11 protein-coding genes and 2 tRNA genes are annotated in these 16,276 nt (G+C 71.6%); 10 read left to right on the forward strand and 3 right to left on the reverse strand.

The genetic code is table 11. The features are described from left to right. Window positions 1–394 precede the first annotated feature (394 nt). Together ABZV06_RS20995 and ABZV06_RS21000 are read left to right on the forward strand one after the other, a co-directional pair. Window positions 395–925, forward strand: coding sequence for a M48 family metallopeptidase (locus ABZV06_RS20995; RefSeq protein ID WP_355237168.1), 531 nt, complete (start codon window positions 395–397; stop codon window positions 923–925). 255 nt (window positions 926–1,180) lie between these two features. After that, complete coding sequence (locus tag ABZV06_RS21000) at window positions 1,181–1,789, forward strand: hypothetical protein (protein ID WP_355237171.1); 609 nt, start codon at window positions 1,181–1,183, stop codon at window positions 1,787–1,789. Between the two features lie 288 nt (window positions 1,790–2,077). On the opposite strand, the gene ABZV06_RS21005 is transcribed toward ABZV06_RS21000, so the two are convergent. Next, window positions 2,078–3,394 (reverse strand): zinc-dependent metalloprotease, encoded by a 1,317-nt coding sequence (locus ABZV06_RS21005; protein WP_355623507.1) that lies wholly within the window; start codon window positions 3,392–3,394, stop codon window positions 2,078–2,080. 115 nt (window positions 3,395–3,509) lie between these two features. On the opposite strand from ABZV06_RS21005, the gene ABZV06_RS21010 reads away from it, so the two are divergent. The 6 genes from ABZV06_RS21010 to ABZV06_RS21035 all read left to right on the forward strand — a co-directional run bounded on the left by ABZV06_RS21010 (window position 3,510) and on the right by ABZV06_RS21035 (window position 9,590). Continuing rightward, a complete protein-coding gene (locus tag ABZV06_RS21010; protein ID WP_355237177.1) occupies window positions 3,510–4,523 on the forward strand; it encodes a PDZ domain-containing protein in 1,014 nt (337 codons plus the stop codon). Between the two features lie 96 nt (window positions 4,524–4,619). Continuing rightward, window positions 4,620–7,616, forward strand: coding sequence for a UPF0182 family protein (locus ABZV06_RS21015; RefSeq protein ID WP_355237603.1), 2,997 nt, complete (start codon window positions 4,620–4,622; stop codon window positions 7,614–7,616). Window positions 7,617–7,812: 196 nt separating this feature from the next. Further along, a complete protein-coding gene (locus ABZV06_RS21020) occupies window positions 7,813–8,322 on the forward strand; it encodes a SigE family RNA polymerase sigma factor (RefSeq protein ID WP_355237180.1) in 510 nt (169 codons plus the stop codon). Then, window positions 8,312–9,250 carry a hypothetical protein gene (locus tag ABZV06_RS21025; RefSeq protein ID WP_355623509.1) on the forward strand — a complete coding sequence of 313 codons (939 nt, stop codon included), beginning with the start codon at window positions 8,312–8,314 and terminating at the stop codon, window positions 9,248–9,250. The genes ABZV06_RS21020 and ABZV06_RS21025 overlap by 11 nt, the downstream gene beginning before the upstream one ends. A gap of 60 nt (window positions 9,251–9,310) precedes the next feature. After that, window positions 9,311–9,384, forward strand: a tRNA-Met gene (locus tag ABZV06_RS21030). Between the two features lie 129 nt (window positions 9,385–9,513). Continuing rightward, a tRNA-Met gene (locus tag ABZV06_RS21035) sits at window positions 9,514–9,590 on the forward strand. A 117-nt stretch (window positions 9,591–9,707) separates the two neighbouring features. Here the strand turns inward: ABZV06_RS21035 and ABZV06_RS21040 are convergent. Further along, entirely contained in the window at window positions 9,708–13,478 is a 3,771-nt protein-coding gene (locus tag ABZV06_RS21040; protein WP_355623512.1) for a S8 family serine peptidase, read from the reverse strand. A 172-nt stretch (window positions 13,479–13,650) separates the two neighbouring features. Here ABZV06_RS21040 and ABZV06_RS21045 point away from each other — a divergent pair, with 172 nt between their 5' ends. After that, window positions 13,651–13,902, forward strand: coding sequence for a hypothetical protein (locus ABZV06_RS21045; protein ID WP_089019121.1), 252 nt, complete (start codon window positions 13,651–13,653; stop codon window positions 13,900–13,902). Window positions 13,903–13,968: 66 nt separating this feature from the next. Here the strand turns inward: ABZV06_RS21045 and ABZV06_RS21050 are convergent, their stop codons facing one another. Continuing rightward, on the reverse strand, window positions 13,969–15,300 hold the full coding sequence (locus tag ABZV06_RS21050) for an extracellular solute-binding protein (protein WP_355623515.1): 1,332 nt from the start codon (window positions 15,298–15,300) through the stop codon (window positions 13,969–13,971). Window positions 15,301–15,438: 138 nt separating this feature from the next. On the opposite strand from ABZV06_RS21050, the gene ABZV06_RS21055 reads away from it, so the two are divergent. Then, a complete protein-coding gene (locus tag ABZV06_RS21055) occupies window positions 15,439–16,272 on the forward strand; it encodes a phosphoribosylaminoimidazolesuccinocarboxamide synthase (protein WP_355237195.1) in 834 nt (277 codons plus the stop codon). Window positions 16,273–16,276: the final 4 nt, after the last annotated feature.

Here is a 16,276-nt window from a genome sequence, read left to right on the forward strand (position 1 = left end):
GGTCTGGGCAGTTCCATGTCAGCTGTGCATCGTCACTGTGAGCAAGTCGACGTCGAGAGTGTGCATGGCGAATTAGGTCGGATAAGTCAGTTTGGCGGGGACACGCCGACCAAACCCTCCCAGCCACTCCTGCGGGTGCCCCCGCGGCAGCGTCGGACGCCGTGATCACCTACCGTGTCGGAGAGGGCCGTGCGACGCCGCCATCGCCGTACACGGTGGGTGACGAGATGGCGCGACGGCACTTCAGGGGTGGTCCAGTCAAGAAATTTTCGGGACGCCGGACGACCAATCACCATTTTTTGGGCGCGTGTCGTGCGGTTGACTCTTGCGGACCCCTGGTCAGTACGCATTAGCTTTCCCTCGTGACACGTAGCCGAGGCTGCGCGGGCCAGTGATGGCGGGGACGCGTAAGCCGGTCGTCGAGGTGCGGCGCAGCCAGCGTCGGCGACGTACGGTGTCTGCGTACCGTGACGGTGAGCGGGTCGTCGTCCTCATCCCGGACCAGTTCTCCCGTGCCGAGGAGAGCGAGTGGGTGGACCGCATGCTGGCGCGGCTCGCCGCCCGCGAGGGCCGACTGGCCCGCTCCGACGACGAACTCGTCGCCCGGGCCAACCGGCTGATCGACCTCTACCTCGGCGGGTACGGCGAGAGGGCGGTGCCAGCCAGCGTCCGGTGGGTCACCAACCAGAACGGCCGCTGGGGCTCCTGCACCCCCGCCGACCGCAGCATCCGCATCTCCCACCGCGTCCAGGACATGCCCGACTGGGTGATCGACTACGTGCTGCTGCACGAGTTGACCCACCTCATCGTGCCCAGCCACAACTCCCGCTTCTGGGCGGTCGTCGGCCGGTACCCCAAGTCGGAGCGCGCCCGCGGCTACCTGGAAGGCGTCGCCGCCGCATCCTGCGCCCCCGTGCCCACCTGACCCGCCCCTGGGCCCAGCCCAGCAGTGACCGACTCCATATCGCTGATGTCGGGGTGTCCTGGCGTCGGGATGCCCCGACATCGCTGATGTGGAGTCGATCATCGGGCCCGCCGGCTGACTGGCCCGTCTGGGCTTGCGCGGTGCGGCGGGTCGCGCGCGTTGGGCTCGGCGAGGCGGGCTCGGCGCGCGTTGGGCTCGGTCGGGTGGGCTCGGCGGGGTGGGCGGGGCGGTAGGTCGGGGCGTTAGGGTCGGGTCATGGCGCGGCGGGTGGTGGTGGTCATGTTCGGGCCGGTGCGGTGGTCGCCGCCGGGGATCGACCTGGCGGAGTGGCGGGCGGCGCTCGCCGAGGATGTCATCGACCTGGTCGCGACCCTCAACGAGGTGGACGTGGCCGTCGCCGTGACCCCGGCAGACCGTCCGCTGGCGGACGCGCTGGTCTGGCCCGGCACCGCCGTCCACGAGGTGCCCGAGCCGACGCCGAACGCGGTGTTCGCCACGCTCGACGGCTACGACCAGGCGGCAGTGCTCGTGGGTGACGTGCCCGACCTGCCCGCGCTGACCGTCGGCAAGCTGTTGCGCCCGCTCACCACCCGGTCGGTCGCCGTCGCCCCGGCCGAGGGCGGCGGCCCGGGTCTGCTCGGAGTGGCCGTACGGCTGCCCGTGCCGCAGTGGTTGCCCCCGCTCGACTTTGACACCGCAGTGCCGGCCGACGCCCGGGTCGGCGCCCCCCAGCCAGGGGACGTCGCCGTCACGGCCGGCTGGCGACGCCAACGTGGCCCGGCCGACCTCGCCGCGCTGGACCCGGCCTTCGAAGGCTGGGAGGCCACCCGCTCGCTGCTGTCGGGCTCAGGCCGCCCCGCCTGATCGCCGCGCCTGATCGCCGTTCGCCTGGCCGCCGCGCTGTCGAGGCGTCGGCCGCCCCGGTGGGTTGTCGCGGGCGTGATCCACTCGGGTTCCAGGAAGGCGCGGCGTCCAGGCCGCGCGGACAACCCGCCATCCAGGAAGCCGAGTGGATTACTGAGCCGCGCCGGGCGCGCGCCCGGATCATCGAGCCGCGCCGAGCCGCCGAGCCGCGTCGGGCGTGTGCCGGACGCCCGAGCGGCGCGGGCGTGTGCCGGACGCCCGACCCGCGCGACGTCCGGCCTGGCCGCGTCAGCTCCTGGTGCCGCCGTCCGTGCCGCCGCCGTCGTTGCCGCCCTCGTCCTCGGTGTCGTCGGCCTCGCCCGGCGCCTTCTCGTGCGCGCCGCCCGGGGCCGTGAAGTCGAAGCTGTCCAGCTCGCTCAGGTCCATGTCGTTCATGGCGAACGCGACCGGGTCGGCGAAGTCGTCGTCCGACGGGAGCAGGTCCGGGTGGCCCCAGACGGCGTCCCGGCCCTCGATGCCGCGGTGCTGGGTGAGCGCCGCCCACAGGGCCGCCGCCTCGCGCAGCCGGCGCGGGCGCAGCTCCAGGCCGACGAGCGCCGCGAAGGTCTGCTCGGCGGGGCCACCGGCGGCACGGCGGCGGCGGAACGCCTCGCCGAGCCGGACGACGTTGGGCAGCCGGTCGCTGGCGGCGCTGTCCACCACGTGGCACACCCAGCCTTCGACCAGGGCCAACGCGGTCTCCAGTCGGGCCAGCGAGGCCTTCTGAGCCGGGCTGTCCTCGGGGGTGAAGATGCCTTCCAGGGCGATCGCCTGCATCGACTCCGGGTCGGTCGGGTCGACCCGGCCCATCGCCTCCTCGATCGCCTCCCGGTTGACCCGGATGCCCGAGGCGTACATCTCCACGGCGCTGAGCACGTGCCCGCGCAGCCACGGAACGTGCTGGAAGAGCCGCTGGTGGGCGGCCTCGCGCAGCGCCACGTAGAGGCGTACCTCGTCCTCGGGGAGTTCCAGGCCCTCGCCGTACGCGCGGATGTTGGCCGGGATCAGCGCGGCCGTGCCGGCCGGGCCGAGCGGGAGGCCGATGTCACCGGCGGAGAGCACCTCCGCGGCGAGCGAGCCGAGAGCCTGACCGAGCTGACCGCCGAAGAGCGCGCCACCGAGGGTGGCCACCATCGACTGCATCGGGCCGAGCTGGGCGCGCGCCTCCGGCGGCACCAGGTCGCCCATCGCGCCGACCATCCGGCTGGCCACCGGGTCGCAGAGCTTGCGCCACACGTCGAGCGTCTTGTAAATCCACTCGTTGCGGTTCCAGGCGACCGGGGACTGGATGCCGGACGGCCACGCCGTGGCCGGCTCCAACCACAGGTCGGCCAGGCGCAACGCCTCCTCGACCGCGTGGCGCTCGTACGGCGACACGGCCGGGTCGCCGCTGGCGGCGAGCTGGCTGGCGGCCACCTGCCGGGCCAGGTCCCAGTTGACCGGCCCGCTGCCCGGCGCCGAGAGCAGGTGCTGCAACTGCGACATGAACTGCTGCATCTGCGCGGGATCGTTGGGGTCTGGTGGTTGCCCACCCGGGAGCGCGAAACCGAACGGAATATCAGGCACGACGTCTACGGTACGCGGGCCGCGCCCCAGGTAGCCGCCGCTGGCGTTGCGCTGAGGGCGAAGTCGCGTGGCGCATCCGTCGGACGGGCCGGCAGCGATCGGTACGCTCTGGCGCATGAGACGTCGCGGCCTGACGGTCCTGCTCGGTGCCCTGTTCACCGCCCTGCTGAGCATCGGGGTGCTCCGGGTGCCGATCCCGTACGTGGTGCTCGGCCCGGGCCCGACGGTCAACACCCTCGGAACGACCGACGGTAAGGAGGTCATCCAGGTCACCGGCCGGGAGACCTCCACCTCCGCGGGCCAGCTCCGACTGACGACCGTGGGGGTGCAGCCGACGGTGCGGCTCCGCTCGGCGATCGCCGGCTGGTTCTCCGACGACGAGGCGGTGGTACCGCGCGAGCTGGTCTACCCGCCGGGAGAGTCGACCGAGCAGGTCGAGCAGCGCAACGCCGAGGACTTCAAGGTGTCGCAGACGAGCGCCGAGACCGCCGCGCTGCGGGAACTGGGCTTCCCGGTCCAGGTGGTGATCAAGACGGTGGCGGCGGACGGTCCGGCCGCCGGGGTGCTCAGGGTCGGCGACGTGGTCACGTCGGTCGACGGTAAGCCGGTGCCGGTGGCCGCCAAGGTCACCGAGCTGATCCGGGCCAAGCCGGCGGGTACGGCGCTGACCATCGGCTACACGCGCGACGGCGCGGCGGCCACCGCGACGGTGACCAGTCGGGAGCAGGACGGCCGGCCGCGGATCGGGGTCGAGATCGACCAGCAGCAGCCGCACCCGTTCACCCTGGGCATCGACCTGGAGGACATCGGCGGACCGAGCGCCGGCCTCATGTTCGCTCTGGGCATCGTGGACAAGCTGACCCCGGCCGACCTCACCGGCGGAAAGGTCATCGCGGGCACCGGCACCATCGACGACGAGGGCACCGTCGGCCCCATCGGCGGAATCGCCCAGAAGCTGGTCGGCGCGAAGCGGGCCGGGGCCAAGGTCTTCCTGGTGCCGGCGGACAACTGCGCCGAGGCGGTCCGTAACCCACAGCCCGACCTGCCGTTGCTGAAGGTGGGCTCGCTGGACGAGGCGCTGACCGCGTTGGACACGCTGCGCGCGGGTGGTCAGCCGACCCGCTGCTGACCCGTGTGACCGTGCCCCGACACGCTCAGGAACACCCCGTACTCTGGGTGCCTGATCGGAGCCGATCACATCGAGCGTGCGGAGCCAACAGTGGTAATGCGTAGCAGCAGCCCTCTGCCGAGGATGAGCCGGCGCGGCCGGGTCACGATCGCCGTCCTGGTCGGGGTGTTCGTGCTCTTCACCCTGCTCGGCTGGGGTGTACAGGCGTGGACCGACTGGCTCTGGTTCGACGAGGTGCGCTACACCGAGGTCTTCACCGGTGTGCTCGTCACCAGACTGCTGCTCTTCCTCGCCATCGGTGTCGGCATGGCGGTGGTCGTCGGCGGCAACCTGTGGCTGGCGTACCGGCTGCGGCCGCGGCTGCGACCGCACTCGGTGGAGCAGGCCACGCTGGAGCGCTACCGGATGGCGCTGAGCCCGCGCCTCGGCACGTGGATCGCGCTGACCGCCGCCGTGATCGGCCTCTTCGCCGGCCTGTCCGCGCAGGGCCGGTGGAACCAGTGGCTGCTGTTCCGCAACGGTGGTGACTTCGGGATCAAGGACCCGGAGTTCGGGGTCGACATCGGCTTCTACGTCTTCCAGCTTCCGTTCTGGCGCTACCTGCTCGGTGTCGGCTTCACCGCCGTGGTGCTGGCGCTGATCGGCGCGCTTGCGGTGCACTACCTCTTCGGCGGGGTTCGCCTACAGGGCGTCGGTGACCGGATGAGCACCGCGGCGCGCGCGCACCTGAGCAGCCTCGTCGCGGTGTTCGTCCTGCTCAAGGCCCTCGCGTACGTGCTGGACCGCCGGGCGATGCTGCTGGAGTACAACGAGGGCGCCAAGCTGTACGGTGCCGGCTACGCGGACGTCAACGCGCTGCTGCCCGCTAAGGAGATCCTGGCGTACATCTCGGTCGTGGTGGCCATCGCGATCATCGTGTTCTCCAACGCCTGGATGCGGAACCTGGTGTGGCCGGGCATCTCCCTCGCCCTGCTGGGCGTCTCCGCGGTGGCGATCGGCGGCATCTACCCGTGGGCGGTGCAGACCTTCGAGGTGAAGCCGAGCGCCAAGGACAAGGAAGCGCCGTACATCCAGCGCAGCATCGACGCGACACGTGTGGCGTTCGGGTTGGGCGGCACCGAGACCACTCCGTACGCGGCGAACAACCTCACGCCACCGGCGAACCTGGCCACCGACACCTCCGTCGTGTCGAACGTCCGGTTGCTCGACCCGCAGTTGGTCAGCGAGACGTACACCCAGCTCCAGCAGGTGCGGGGCTTCTACGACTTCGGCCCCAAGCTGGACATCGACCGGTACGGGGTGAACGGCAAGACCTCCGACTACGTCGTCGGCGTACGGGAGATCAACTACGGTGAGCTGACCGACCAGCAGAACACCTGGATCAACCGGCACACCGTCTACACCCACGGGTACGGCCTGGTGGCCGCCCCGGCGAACCAGGTGGTGTGCGGCGGGCAGCCCTTCTTCGTCTCGGGCTTCCTCGGCGAGCGGACCCAGGAGGCGTGCTCCTCGCAGACCGAGCAGATTCCCGCCAAGCAGCCGCGCATCTACTACGGCGAGCGGATGGCGCCCGACGACTACGCGATCGTCGGGCAGTCCGACCCGAACAAGAAGGCCGAGTTCGACAGGCCGGTCGGTGAGGGTGGCGGCGAGTCCTACACCTACACCGGTGAGGGCGGCGTCAAGATCGGTTCGTTCAGCCGACGGCTGCTGTACGCCATCAAGGAGCAGGAGTCGAACTTCCTGCTCACCGAGGCGATCAACAAGGACTCCAAGCTGCTGTACGTGCGTAACCCGCGGGACCGGGTGGAGAAGGTCGCGCCGTTCCTCACCCTCGACGGTGACCCGTACCCGGCGGTGGTCGACGGCCGGGTGCAGTGGATCGTCGACGGCTACACGACGGCCGCGACCTTCCCGTACGCCGAGCGCGTCAACCTCCAGGTCGAGACGACCGACGAGCTGACCAACCGGGGCACCTTCCAGTTGGCCCGGGAGAACGTCAACTACATGCGCAACTCGGTGAAGGCCACCGTCGACGCGTACGACGGCACCGTGACGCTCTACGAGTACGACGACACCGACCCGGTGCTCAAGGCATGGAACAAGGCCTTCGGCGGTGACCTGATCAAGCCGAAGGCGGACATCCCGCCCGAGCTGACCGAGCACCTGCGCTACCCCGCGGACATGTTCAAGGTGCAGCGCAACCTGCTCACCAAGTTCCACGTGACCAACCCGGGTGACTTCTACTCGGCGCAGGACTTCTGGCAGGTGCCGAACGTGCCGGACGCGCCGGACAGCGGCCAGAAGCAGCCGCCGTACTACCTCTTCACCCAGTTCCCGGGGCAGGAGAGCCCGCGGTTCCAGCTCACCTCGGCGGTCACCCCGAACGGCCGGCAGAACCTGGCCGCGCTGATCTCCGGGTCGTACGTCGACGGAAAGCCGCGGCTCGAGGTGTTGGAGCTGCCGGACCAGACCCGGATCTCCGGGCCGGTGCAGGTGCACCAGCAGATGACCAACAACGCGAACATCCGACAGCAGCTCAACCTGCTCTCCAGCAACCAGGCGCAGGTGCAGTACGGCAACCTGCTGTCGCTGCCCTTCGCCGACGGCATGCTCTACGTCGAGCCGGTCTACGTGAAGAGCAACCAGCAGGACGCGTACCCGCTGCTGCAGAAGGTGTTGCTCTCCTACGGTGACGGCGGCTCGTTCGTGGCGCTCGCCGACAACATCAACGACGGCATCAAGCAGTTGGTCGATCAGGGTAAGAAGGCCGGGCAGGGCACCTCGCCCCCGCCCTCCACGGGAGGTAACCCGACCAACCCGTCGCCGAGCGCGACGCCGACGCCGGGCAGCACGACCCCGGCGCCGGGCAGTGCGACGCCGCCGCCGACCGGTGAGCTGGCCGCCGCCGCGGACCGGGTGCAGACCGCCATCACCGAGGTCCGCGCCGCGCAGACGTCCGGGGACTTCGAGCGGTACGGTCGCGCGCTGAAGGCGCTGGACGAGGCGCTGACCGCGTTCCAGCAGGCGCAGCAGGCGGCCAACCCGAACGGCGGGGCACCCCCGTCGCCGTCGGCCACCCCGGGCGGCTGACCAGCCGCCTGCGGAGCACACCGGAGCCCTCGTCGTCGGACCCACCCGGGTCTGGACGCCGGGGGCTCCGTCGCGTCCGTACCGTATGCCAGCCTGTCGCCTCTCCGACACGATTTGTCCGGCCGACCCGCAACCCACACCAGCTCCCCGCCGTCCTTGATGCATCGGGGGGGGCGCGGACAAGGGGGAGGCAGTCGTGAGGGACGCACGGAGCTTCGACGATTTCTACCGCGGCACCTCGCGGCGGATGATGCGGTACGGCTACGCGGTGACCGGCGACCACACCGAGGCGCAGGACGTCGTGCAGGAGGCGTTCGCGCGGGCCTGGCGGCAGTGGGGGCGGCTGGCCGAGCATCCGGCGCCGGAGGCGTGGCTGCGGCTGGTGGTGTCCCGGTTGGCGAACGACCGTTGGCGGCACCTGCACCGTTGGCGGGTGCTGCTGAGCCGCAGCGGGCCGCCACCGACCGCGCCCCCTCCGGGTGAGGACGCGGTGCTGCTCGTGGGCGCGCTGCGCCAACTGCCGCCCGCGCAGCGACAGGCGCTGGCCCTGCACTACCTCTTCGACCTGCCGGTGGAGGAGATCGCCCGGGAGGCCGACGTGCCGGTCGGCACCGTCAAGTCCTGGTTGTCCCGGGGCCGGTCCCGGCTGGCCGCGCTGCTGCCCGACGTCCACATCGACGAGCTGGAGGCGAACGATGTCAGCTGAAATCTCCGACCTGTACCGGTCGCTCACCGTCAGCGCGGACGAGGTGACCGTGGCACGTCCCGAGGTGGTCCGGCGGCACGCCGACCGGCAGGCGCGCGTCCGGATGGCCGGCAGCGCGCTCGCGGTGGCGGTGCTGCTCGGCGGGGTGGCAGTCGGTGGACGCCTGGCGTTCAGCGCGGACGGGTCCGCGCCGCTGCCGCCACCGGCCGGCGCGCCGGCCCCGATACCGAGCGGGGTGACTCCCACCCCGACCCCCGGGCCGTCCGCGTCGTCTGCGGCCGGGTCGTCGGGTCCGACGCCGTCGCGCACCACCCCGGGGAGTACGCGGCCAGCCACGCCCACCGGCGCGGCGACCGCCCACCCGCCGACCTCGATCCCGGACCGCGCCTTCTTCGTCCTGGCCGCCGCCAACCGGACGGGCCTGGAGTCGACCGCCGGCGGCCCGATCCTGCCGCCGCTGTGCGACGCCCGGTACGCCAGCGAGTCGACGGTGGTGCAGCGCCGCGCCCGGTCGATCGCCTACAAGACGCCGGAGGCCCCGGCGGGGAGCGTGCCGGCCGGCAGTTACCGGCACAGCATCACCATCTACCGGCCCGGCCGTGCCGACGACGCGATTCGGGAGCTGCGGCAGGCCGTGCGCGCCTGCCCCGAGCAGAAGATGCCCGACGACAGCAGGACCTGGCGGCAGCGCCTGCTGGACCCGGGGGTGTACGGCGACGAGTCGGTGCTGTTCGAGCTGCGTTCCCCGTACCCGCCGGGGATGGGTGACCCGGGCGCGTACGAGGTGCGGCTGGTCCGGGCCTTCCGGGTCGACGACGTGGTGACGGTGCTCTGGGAGCAGGGCTGGGAGTACACCGCGGCCGAACGCGCGCAGGTCGACGCCGACAGCCGACGGGCGGTCGCGGCGATCGAGAACTGGCTCGGCTGACGGCGGTATCGGAGTCGTTTTGCGGTGCCCCGGGTCGGTGCGCTACGGTTAACGAGCCGACGCGGGGTGGAGCAGCTCGGTAGCTCGCTGGGCTCATAACCCAGAGGTCGCAGGTTCAAATCCTGTCCCCGCTACGAAAGAGAAAGCCCGCCTCCGGATTCCGGGGGCGGGCTTTCGTCATTGTCGCGTCCGCTCGCGCGGTTGCCCGGCGGTGACCCCCGCTGATCATCGCCGGGGCGCATGGGTTAAGCTTGAATAGCCGACGCGGGGTGGAGCAGCTCGGTAGCTCGCTGGGCTCATAACCCAGAGGTCGCAGGTTCAAATCCTGTCCCCGCTACCACGGAAAGTGCACGACAGAACCCGGTTCCCCCTGATGGGGGGGGCCGGGTTTTCTGGTTCCGGCGACGGCACCGCCGTCGCGTGCGGGGGCCGGCGCAGACCGGCCCCCGCACGGACGTCACTTCAGGCCGAAGGCCCGCCTGACGGTCTGGGTGACGCCACCGCCGTTGCGCTGCTGCGCGGTGACGCGGATCGACACGTACCCGGCCTGGCCCGGCGCGTTCAGGGCCGCCGTCCAGGTGCCCTTGCGCTCCTTGAGGGTCTGCCGCTGCCAGGTGCGCCCGTCGTCGTACGAGACCTCGAGAGCGAGCGAGGAGACCCCGTCCTTCGCGGCGGTGCTGCCCACCACCACCGGGGTGATGGTGAGGTCGTTCCTGCGCGGTGCGCGGCCCGCCAGGTCCACGTCGGTGCCGTAGTCCAACTGGACCAGCGGCGTCGCCTGCACCTCGGTGACGGCACCGGAGAAGAACGTCCAGTCGGTACGCGTGCTCGAGGAGTACGGGCTGTACTCGGGCTTGGTCTCCGTCTCGACGACCAGCCGGTACGGCGACGTCTGCGCCGGCAGGTCACCGGCGAACAGCTCCGGCCAGTTCTCGAACTGCACCAGTTGTCTGTCGCCCTGGTAGAACGAGATCCGTTGCAGCATGGCCGCGCCGCCGCTGTGCGCGGCACCGGCGTCACCGAATCCCTGGATGTAGGCGCTCATCCCGAACTCGCTGCGGAACGGGATGTCGTACGTCAGCAGGCGCGGTCGTGTGATGGGCCCGAACCAGCGGTCCTTCTGGACGCTGCCCGGCCGGTAGGCGATCTCGTCGGTGTTCGACCGTCCCCAGTTGACGACGTCCGCGAACTGCTTCCACCGGACACCGTCGCCGGCCGAGACCCAGTCGGTACGCGGCCCCGGGGCCACCGGCTGGAAGCGGAAACCACGGGCGGCCGCCCACTCGTACGGCGGGAAGTCGGTCCGCGTCTCGGCAGCCTGTTGACCGGGCGGCGGGGCGAACACGAGGTCGATCCGGGCGAGGTGCTTCGGGTCCGTCCTGGGCGACGGATCCTCGGGTACGCCGCCGCGGTGGTAGTCGACCAGGTCGTACAGGTATCTCGATGACGGATGGGCGGTGACGGTGAGGCGTACCCCCTTGCGGCCGGCGGCGGTGATCCTGCTGATCAGGTTCTCGCCCCCACCCGCGATCAGCGACGCGACCGGGAGCGGTCCGTTCGTCGTACCGTCGGAGTTTCCGTACCACTCGCTGGCCCGGCCCTCGCGGTCGTTGACGACCAGGAGCAGCGCCGCGCCGGCGGCGGTTGCCGCCTTCACCCGCTCCGACGGGGGTACGGCGTCGTCCCGCCGCACGACGACGGCCCTGCCACGGGCCGACACGCCGGTGTAGTCAGCCGTCGAGCCGGTGCCGGCGAAGACGGCGCCGAGGCGTGTCATGCCGTCGGTCAGCGGGTGGGCGCCCGGCTGTGCGAGGGGGTCACCGATGCGACCGCCCTCGTGGCTGATCACCAGCGGTGTCTGCTCCGCCCGGATGCGGGTGGTGAAGACGAAGCTGCCCTGTCGCACCGTGCCCCTGGTCGGCAGTGCCCAGAGGCTGTCGTAGGTGGCGCCGGGCCAGAACGTCTCGTGCAGGGCGCTCGTGTCGCTGGGCGTCGGCTCGCGAGAGGTGAACGAGCGGTAGACGTCGATGCGACTGTTGGTGATGGCGGTCGGCTGGGGTGTCGCCACCTTCACCTGACGTGCCTTCGAGGCGTCGAGGTCGACGACCCGGTCGGTCGTCAACTCCACCTCGGGCACGGTCAGCAGCGCGAGGCCGAGCGAACGGTCGCCGTGCAGACCCTTGACGTCGACGGCGCCGACGACCGTGTAGGAGCCGGGCGTCCAGCGGCTGGTCAGCTGTCCGTCCGGTACCCACATGAAGGTCGAGACGCCGTCGGCACCGACGACCTCGACCTCACCACTCATGGGCCGGCCTGCGCGGTCCTTCAGTCGGATCGTGAGGTCGTACTTCTTGGACTCCACGGCGATTCCGACGGCCGTGTGCACGACACCGGCGCCGTGGCGGGCGGTGACCCGGGCCGAGTAACGGCCGGGGGTGAGGCCCTTCGGGTCCACCACGACGTCCACCGTCGAGGTGCCCTGTGCCGGCACCGTCAGCCGGGTGGCGCCCGCCGTGAAGGTCGTGGTGGGGGCGTCCGTGCCGTCGACGGAGAGCGCCAACGTGACGGCGCTGCTCGTGGTGTTGGTGTAGGTGATCTTCCGGGTGATGCGCTGCGGCTGCGTACGCGGCGACCACCGGACGAGACCCGCGTCGACCGATCCGGTCGCGATGATCTGGTCCTGGTGGTAGGCGGCGGCGACGTTCAACCGGCCAGTGCCGGCCCGGTAGGCGCTGTAGTCGGGCGTCGGCACGGTGGTGCTCATCAGGGCGTCCTTGATCTGCCCGGCGCTCCAGGTCGGGTGCTTCTGTGCCAACAGGGCGGCGGCGCCGGCGACGTGCGGTGCCGCCATCGAAGTGCCGCTGTCCAGCCGGTAGAAGCCCTCGCCCCACTCGATGTGCTGCGAGCGTGCCGCCAGCACGTCCACCCCCGGGGCGGTCAGATCGGGCTTGAGGCCGTCGTCGATCATCCGGGGTCCGGCGCTGGAGAAGTCGGCCAGGTGGTCGGTGGCGTCCACCGCGCCGATGGTCAGCGCGGCGTCCGCGGTCCCCGGCGCTCCCAGGGTGTACGGGTCCGGGCCGCCGTTGCCGGCGGCGACGACGAAGAGAGCACCGGTCTCGGCGCTCAGTTGGTTGACGGACTGGCTCAGCGGATCATCCTGGCTGTGCCAGGCGCTGACGCCGAGGCTCATGTTGATCACCTTGGCGTGTTCGGTCCGCGCCGCCCATTCCATGCCGGCGATGATCCCCGAGGTCGACCCGCTCCCGAACTCGTCGAGGACCTTGCCGATGACCAGGTCGGCGCCGGGGGCGACCCCCCGCTCCCGCCCGTCGGAGGCGGCGCCCGTCCCGGCGACCGTGGACGCGGTGTGGGTGCCGTGCCCGTTGCGGTCGATGACGTCCTGGCCGGGGATGAAGCTGCGGGACGCCACGACCTGGTCCGCGAGGTCCGGGTGGGTCGTGTCCACTCCGGTGTCCAGCACGGCCACCCGTACGCCGCTGCCCGTTCCACCGGCGGCCCAGGCGGCCGGTGCGCCGACCTGCGCGGTGGTGTCGGCGAGGGCGGCCTTCGCCCTGCCGTCGAGCCACACCTTGTCGACGCCGGCGGCGAAGGAGGGCGTCGCGGCGTCGGCCGAGCGTGTCGTGGACGCCGCTGTGTCGGAACGTCCGGCGGTGAGGGCCGACCAGAAGTCGGCAGCCTGCGGGCGGTGGGCGCGGATCGCCTGGCCACGGACCGACGGCAGGTCCAGGGTGGTCTCCGCGCCCGGCAGGTCGGTGCGGGTCCGGAGCGTCGCCGAGTCCGTGGCGCGGGTGACGATCAGCGGGAGCGCGCTGGCCCGTGCGTCGTCGAAGCCCTGTGCGATGAGTTGCGTGACGTCGAAGAGCTGCTTGTCGAGGCGGCCGGTCGCCAGGTACGGCAACGCCTCGTCCGGATACACGTAGGTGTCGCCGCCCTCGGTGGCGACGCGTACGGAGCCGGTGGCGCCCGACGCGCGCGCGACGTCCACCGTGGGCGTTTGACCGGCGCGCCCGGGGGTCACGGTCACCCGGTCGCCGGTGATGAGGGTGACCGTCACGGGAGAGGCGGGGGCGTCAGCGGCCCGACCGGGTGGTGTCGGCGGTGCCGGGGACGCCGGAGCGGCGTGGGCTGTCGTCGGGGTGACGAGAGCGGCGACGAGGGTGACGCCGACCGCTGCTGCCGCAGATCTTCGGGTGGGAGAGAGCCGCACAGTGCCTCCTGAGGTGACCAGTTGCCGAATCTGATCACCTCGATGGATTCATGTAAAGATCATCGTCTTTACCGTGCGGTTGCGGGCACATTGCGCGGGCGGCCGGGCCCGGTCCCGTGAATTTGGGGTCGACCGCCGTGCCGACGTTGCGCCCTTCGGCGAGGATGGGCGCATGTCTTCTTTCGGCAAGTGGTGGGGCCGGCTCAGCGCGGTCCTCGGTGCGGTTGTTCTCGCGGTCTTCGTGCCGGTCGCGGCCTGGGCGTCCACGGGCACCGGAGAGCTGGTGGTGGAGGCCGCGCGGCGGCGCTCCCGTGGTGGCGGCTTCGGTTTCCTCGGACTGCTCTGCTGTCTCGTGGTGGTGGCGATCATCGTGTTCCTGGTGCTGCGACTGACGCGCAACCGCCGTGGCGGTCCGCCGCGCTGAGCGGCGGCACCGTCTGGGGCAGGACCGCGTTCGACGGGTGACCGCCGCGCGGAACGACCGGCGGGCTCAGCCCGCGAGGGCGCCGATGGCCTGGGACAGGAAGCGGGCGGTGGCCTCGCGGGTGCCGTCCCGCTTGACCCGGACGCGCTCGGCGGCGGTGACCAGCAGGGTGCGCACCTTGGCATGGCCCTTCGGCGGTGGCTCCGGCGCCGGCCCGAGCTGGTCGGCCAGGCTGTCGCCGAGGGCGGCGGCGCGCCGCTGCGCCGGGTCGGTGATGCTGCCCTGGGTGTACCGGCGGACGGCGAGGCTGGGGTTGAGGCCGCGCTCGTGGCCGAGGACCGTGCCGGCCTCGCCGTTGGTGGTCAAAAAGTTGATCACGTCGGCCACCGTGTCCGGATGGCGGGTGCCCCGGAAACCGGACCAGTACATCGATGCGCGCGGCCACTGGGCGCCCGCAGGACCGGGGAAGCCCACCACACCCAGCTCGGAGTCGGTGAGTCGTTGCAACTCCGGCAGCTGGTGGGACCACGCGAAGGAGGCGGCCGTCAACCCGGTGACCACCGGTTGCCGGGACGGCTCCCCGCTGTCGGCCTGCTCGACCAGGGCCGCGCCCGGTGTGGCCCGCCCGGCGCGGGCGCGCTGCCACAGCTCGAACCAAGCGATCAGCTCGTCGGCGCCGAAGCCGAGCTCCCGCCCCCGGTAGAACTCGCCGCCCTGGGACCGGAGCCAGAGCCAGAGGGCGCGATAGTCGCCGGACGCGTCCATCGTGCCGGCCACCTGACCGTCGCTGGCCTCGGTGACCTGCTGTGCCCACGCGATGTAGTCCGCCCAGGACGTCCCGCTGCGCGGCTCGGGTACCCGCAGCTCGCGCAGCAGGTCGCGGTTGAAGACCACAGCCGCGAGTGTCTGCCCGGCGGCCACCCCTGTCGTCCGCCCGTCCACCGTGCCGTAGCGGACCAGACCCTCCGGGAAACCACGCAGGTCCACTCGGTGATCGCCGATCGCATCGGTCAGGTCCAGGACGATCTGACGCTGGGTGTACTCGGCCAACATCGAGTCGTCGAGCTGGATCAGGTCCGGAACGTTGCCGCCGGCCGCCTGGGTGGCCAGCCGCTCGTAGTAGCCGTCGACGCCCTGCCAGGTGACCCGGAAGGTGACCCCCGGGTTGCGCTCCGAGTACAGCCGGAGGGCCTTCTCCGTCAGCTCGGCCCGTTTCGCTCCGCCCCACCAGAAGACCGACAGCTCCACCGGCGCGTTCCCGGTCGAGGTGTCGGCGCCGTCGCTGCACCCGGCCAGCCCACCGGTGGCCAGCAGGGGAGCGCCGAGCAGCGCGCTGAGCACCCGGCGTCGGCCCGGGTCGGCGCCAAACCGGTCGAGCGTGGGACGAACAGCGGGCACGGGGTCTCCTGGCACCAACGGACGGGGGCCGGACCATTCACGCAGGCGGCGCACGAGGGTGTCAACGTCCGTCCGGTCACCCCGGTCGGATGGGTGGCCGCAACAGGCGCTGCCCGGTCACGTGGTGTACTAGGGCGCGTGGAACTTCTGCACTCGGGCAAGGTCCGGGATGTGTACGCTGACGGCGACGACCTGATCCTGGTCGCGTCGGACCGCATCTCGATCTACGACGTGGCGTTGCCGACGCCGATCCCGGACAAGGGCCGGCTCCTGACCGCGCTGTCGCTGTGGTGGTTCGAGCAACTGGCCGACCTGGTGCCGAACCACGTCATCTCGGCCACCGACGTGCCGGCCGAGTTCGCCGGCCGGGCGATCCGCTGCCAGCGACTCGACATGGTTCCCGTCGAGTGCGTCGCCCGCGGCTACCTCACCGGTGGCGGCCTGCGGGAGTACGAGCGCACCGGCGCGGTCTCCGGCGTACCGCTGCCCCGCGGGCTCGACGAGGCGTCGATCCTGCCCGAGCCGATCTTCACCCCGTCGAGCAAGGCGCCGGCCGGTGAGCACGACGAGCCGATCACCTACGCCGACGTGGTGGACAAGGTGGGCGAGGCGACCGCCGAACGGCTCCGGCAGATCACCATCGACATCTACCGGCGCGGCGCGGAGCTGGCCGCCGACCGGGGCATCCTGGTCGCCGACACCAAGATCGAGCTGGGCTGGGCGCCGGACGGCACCCTGGTACTCGCCGACGAGTTGCTGACGTCCGACTCGTCGCGCTTCTGGCCGGCCGAGTCGTACCAGCCGGGCCGCGTGCAGTTCTCCTACGACAAGCAGTACGTGCGGGACTGGGCCACCGGCGGCGGCTGGAACAAGCTGCCGCCCGCGCCGGACGTACCCGCCGAGGTCGTCGAGGCGACCCGCGCCCGCTACGTCGAGGTGTACGAGAAGCTCACCGGCAACCGCTGGGAGTGACCGC

This window comes from Micromonospora sp. NPDC005172 (assembly GCF_040608555.1).
Classification (GTDB): domain Bacteria; phylum Actinomycetota; class Actinomycetes; order Mycobacteriales; family Micromonosporaceae; genus Micromonospora.

Excerpts from the sequence above, each read along its gene's own strand:
- ABZV06_RS20995 (WP_355237168.1), top strand. The coding sequence starts at position 395 with ATGGCGGGGACGCGTAAGCCGGTCGTCGAGGTGCGGCGCAGCCAGCGT.
- ABZV06_RS21000 (WP_355237171.1), top strand. The coding sequence starts at position 1,181 with ATGGCGCGGCGGGTGGTGGTGGTCATGTTCGGGCCGGTGCGGTGGTCG.
- ABZV06_RS21010 (WP_355237177.1), top strand. The coding sequence starts at position 3,510 with ATGAGACGTCGCGGCCTGACGGTCCTGCTCGGTGCCCTGTTCACCGCC.
- ABZV06_RS21015 (WP_355237603.1), top strand. The coding sequence starts at position 4,620 with ATGCGTAGCAGCAGCCCTCTGCCGAGGATGAGCCGGCGCGGCCGGGTC.
- ABZV06_RS21025 (WP_355623509.1), top strand. The coding sequence starts at position 8,312 with ATGTCAGCTGAAATCTCCGACCTGTACCGGTCGCTCACCGTCAGCGCG.
- ABZV06_RS21045 (WP_089019121.1), top strand. The coding sequence starts at position 13,651 with ATGTCTTCTTTCGGCAAGTGGTGGGGCCGGCTCAGCGCGGTCCTCGGT.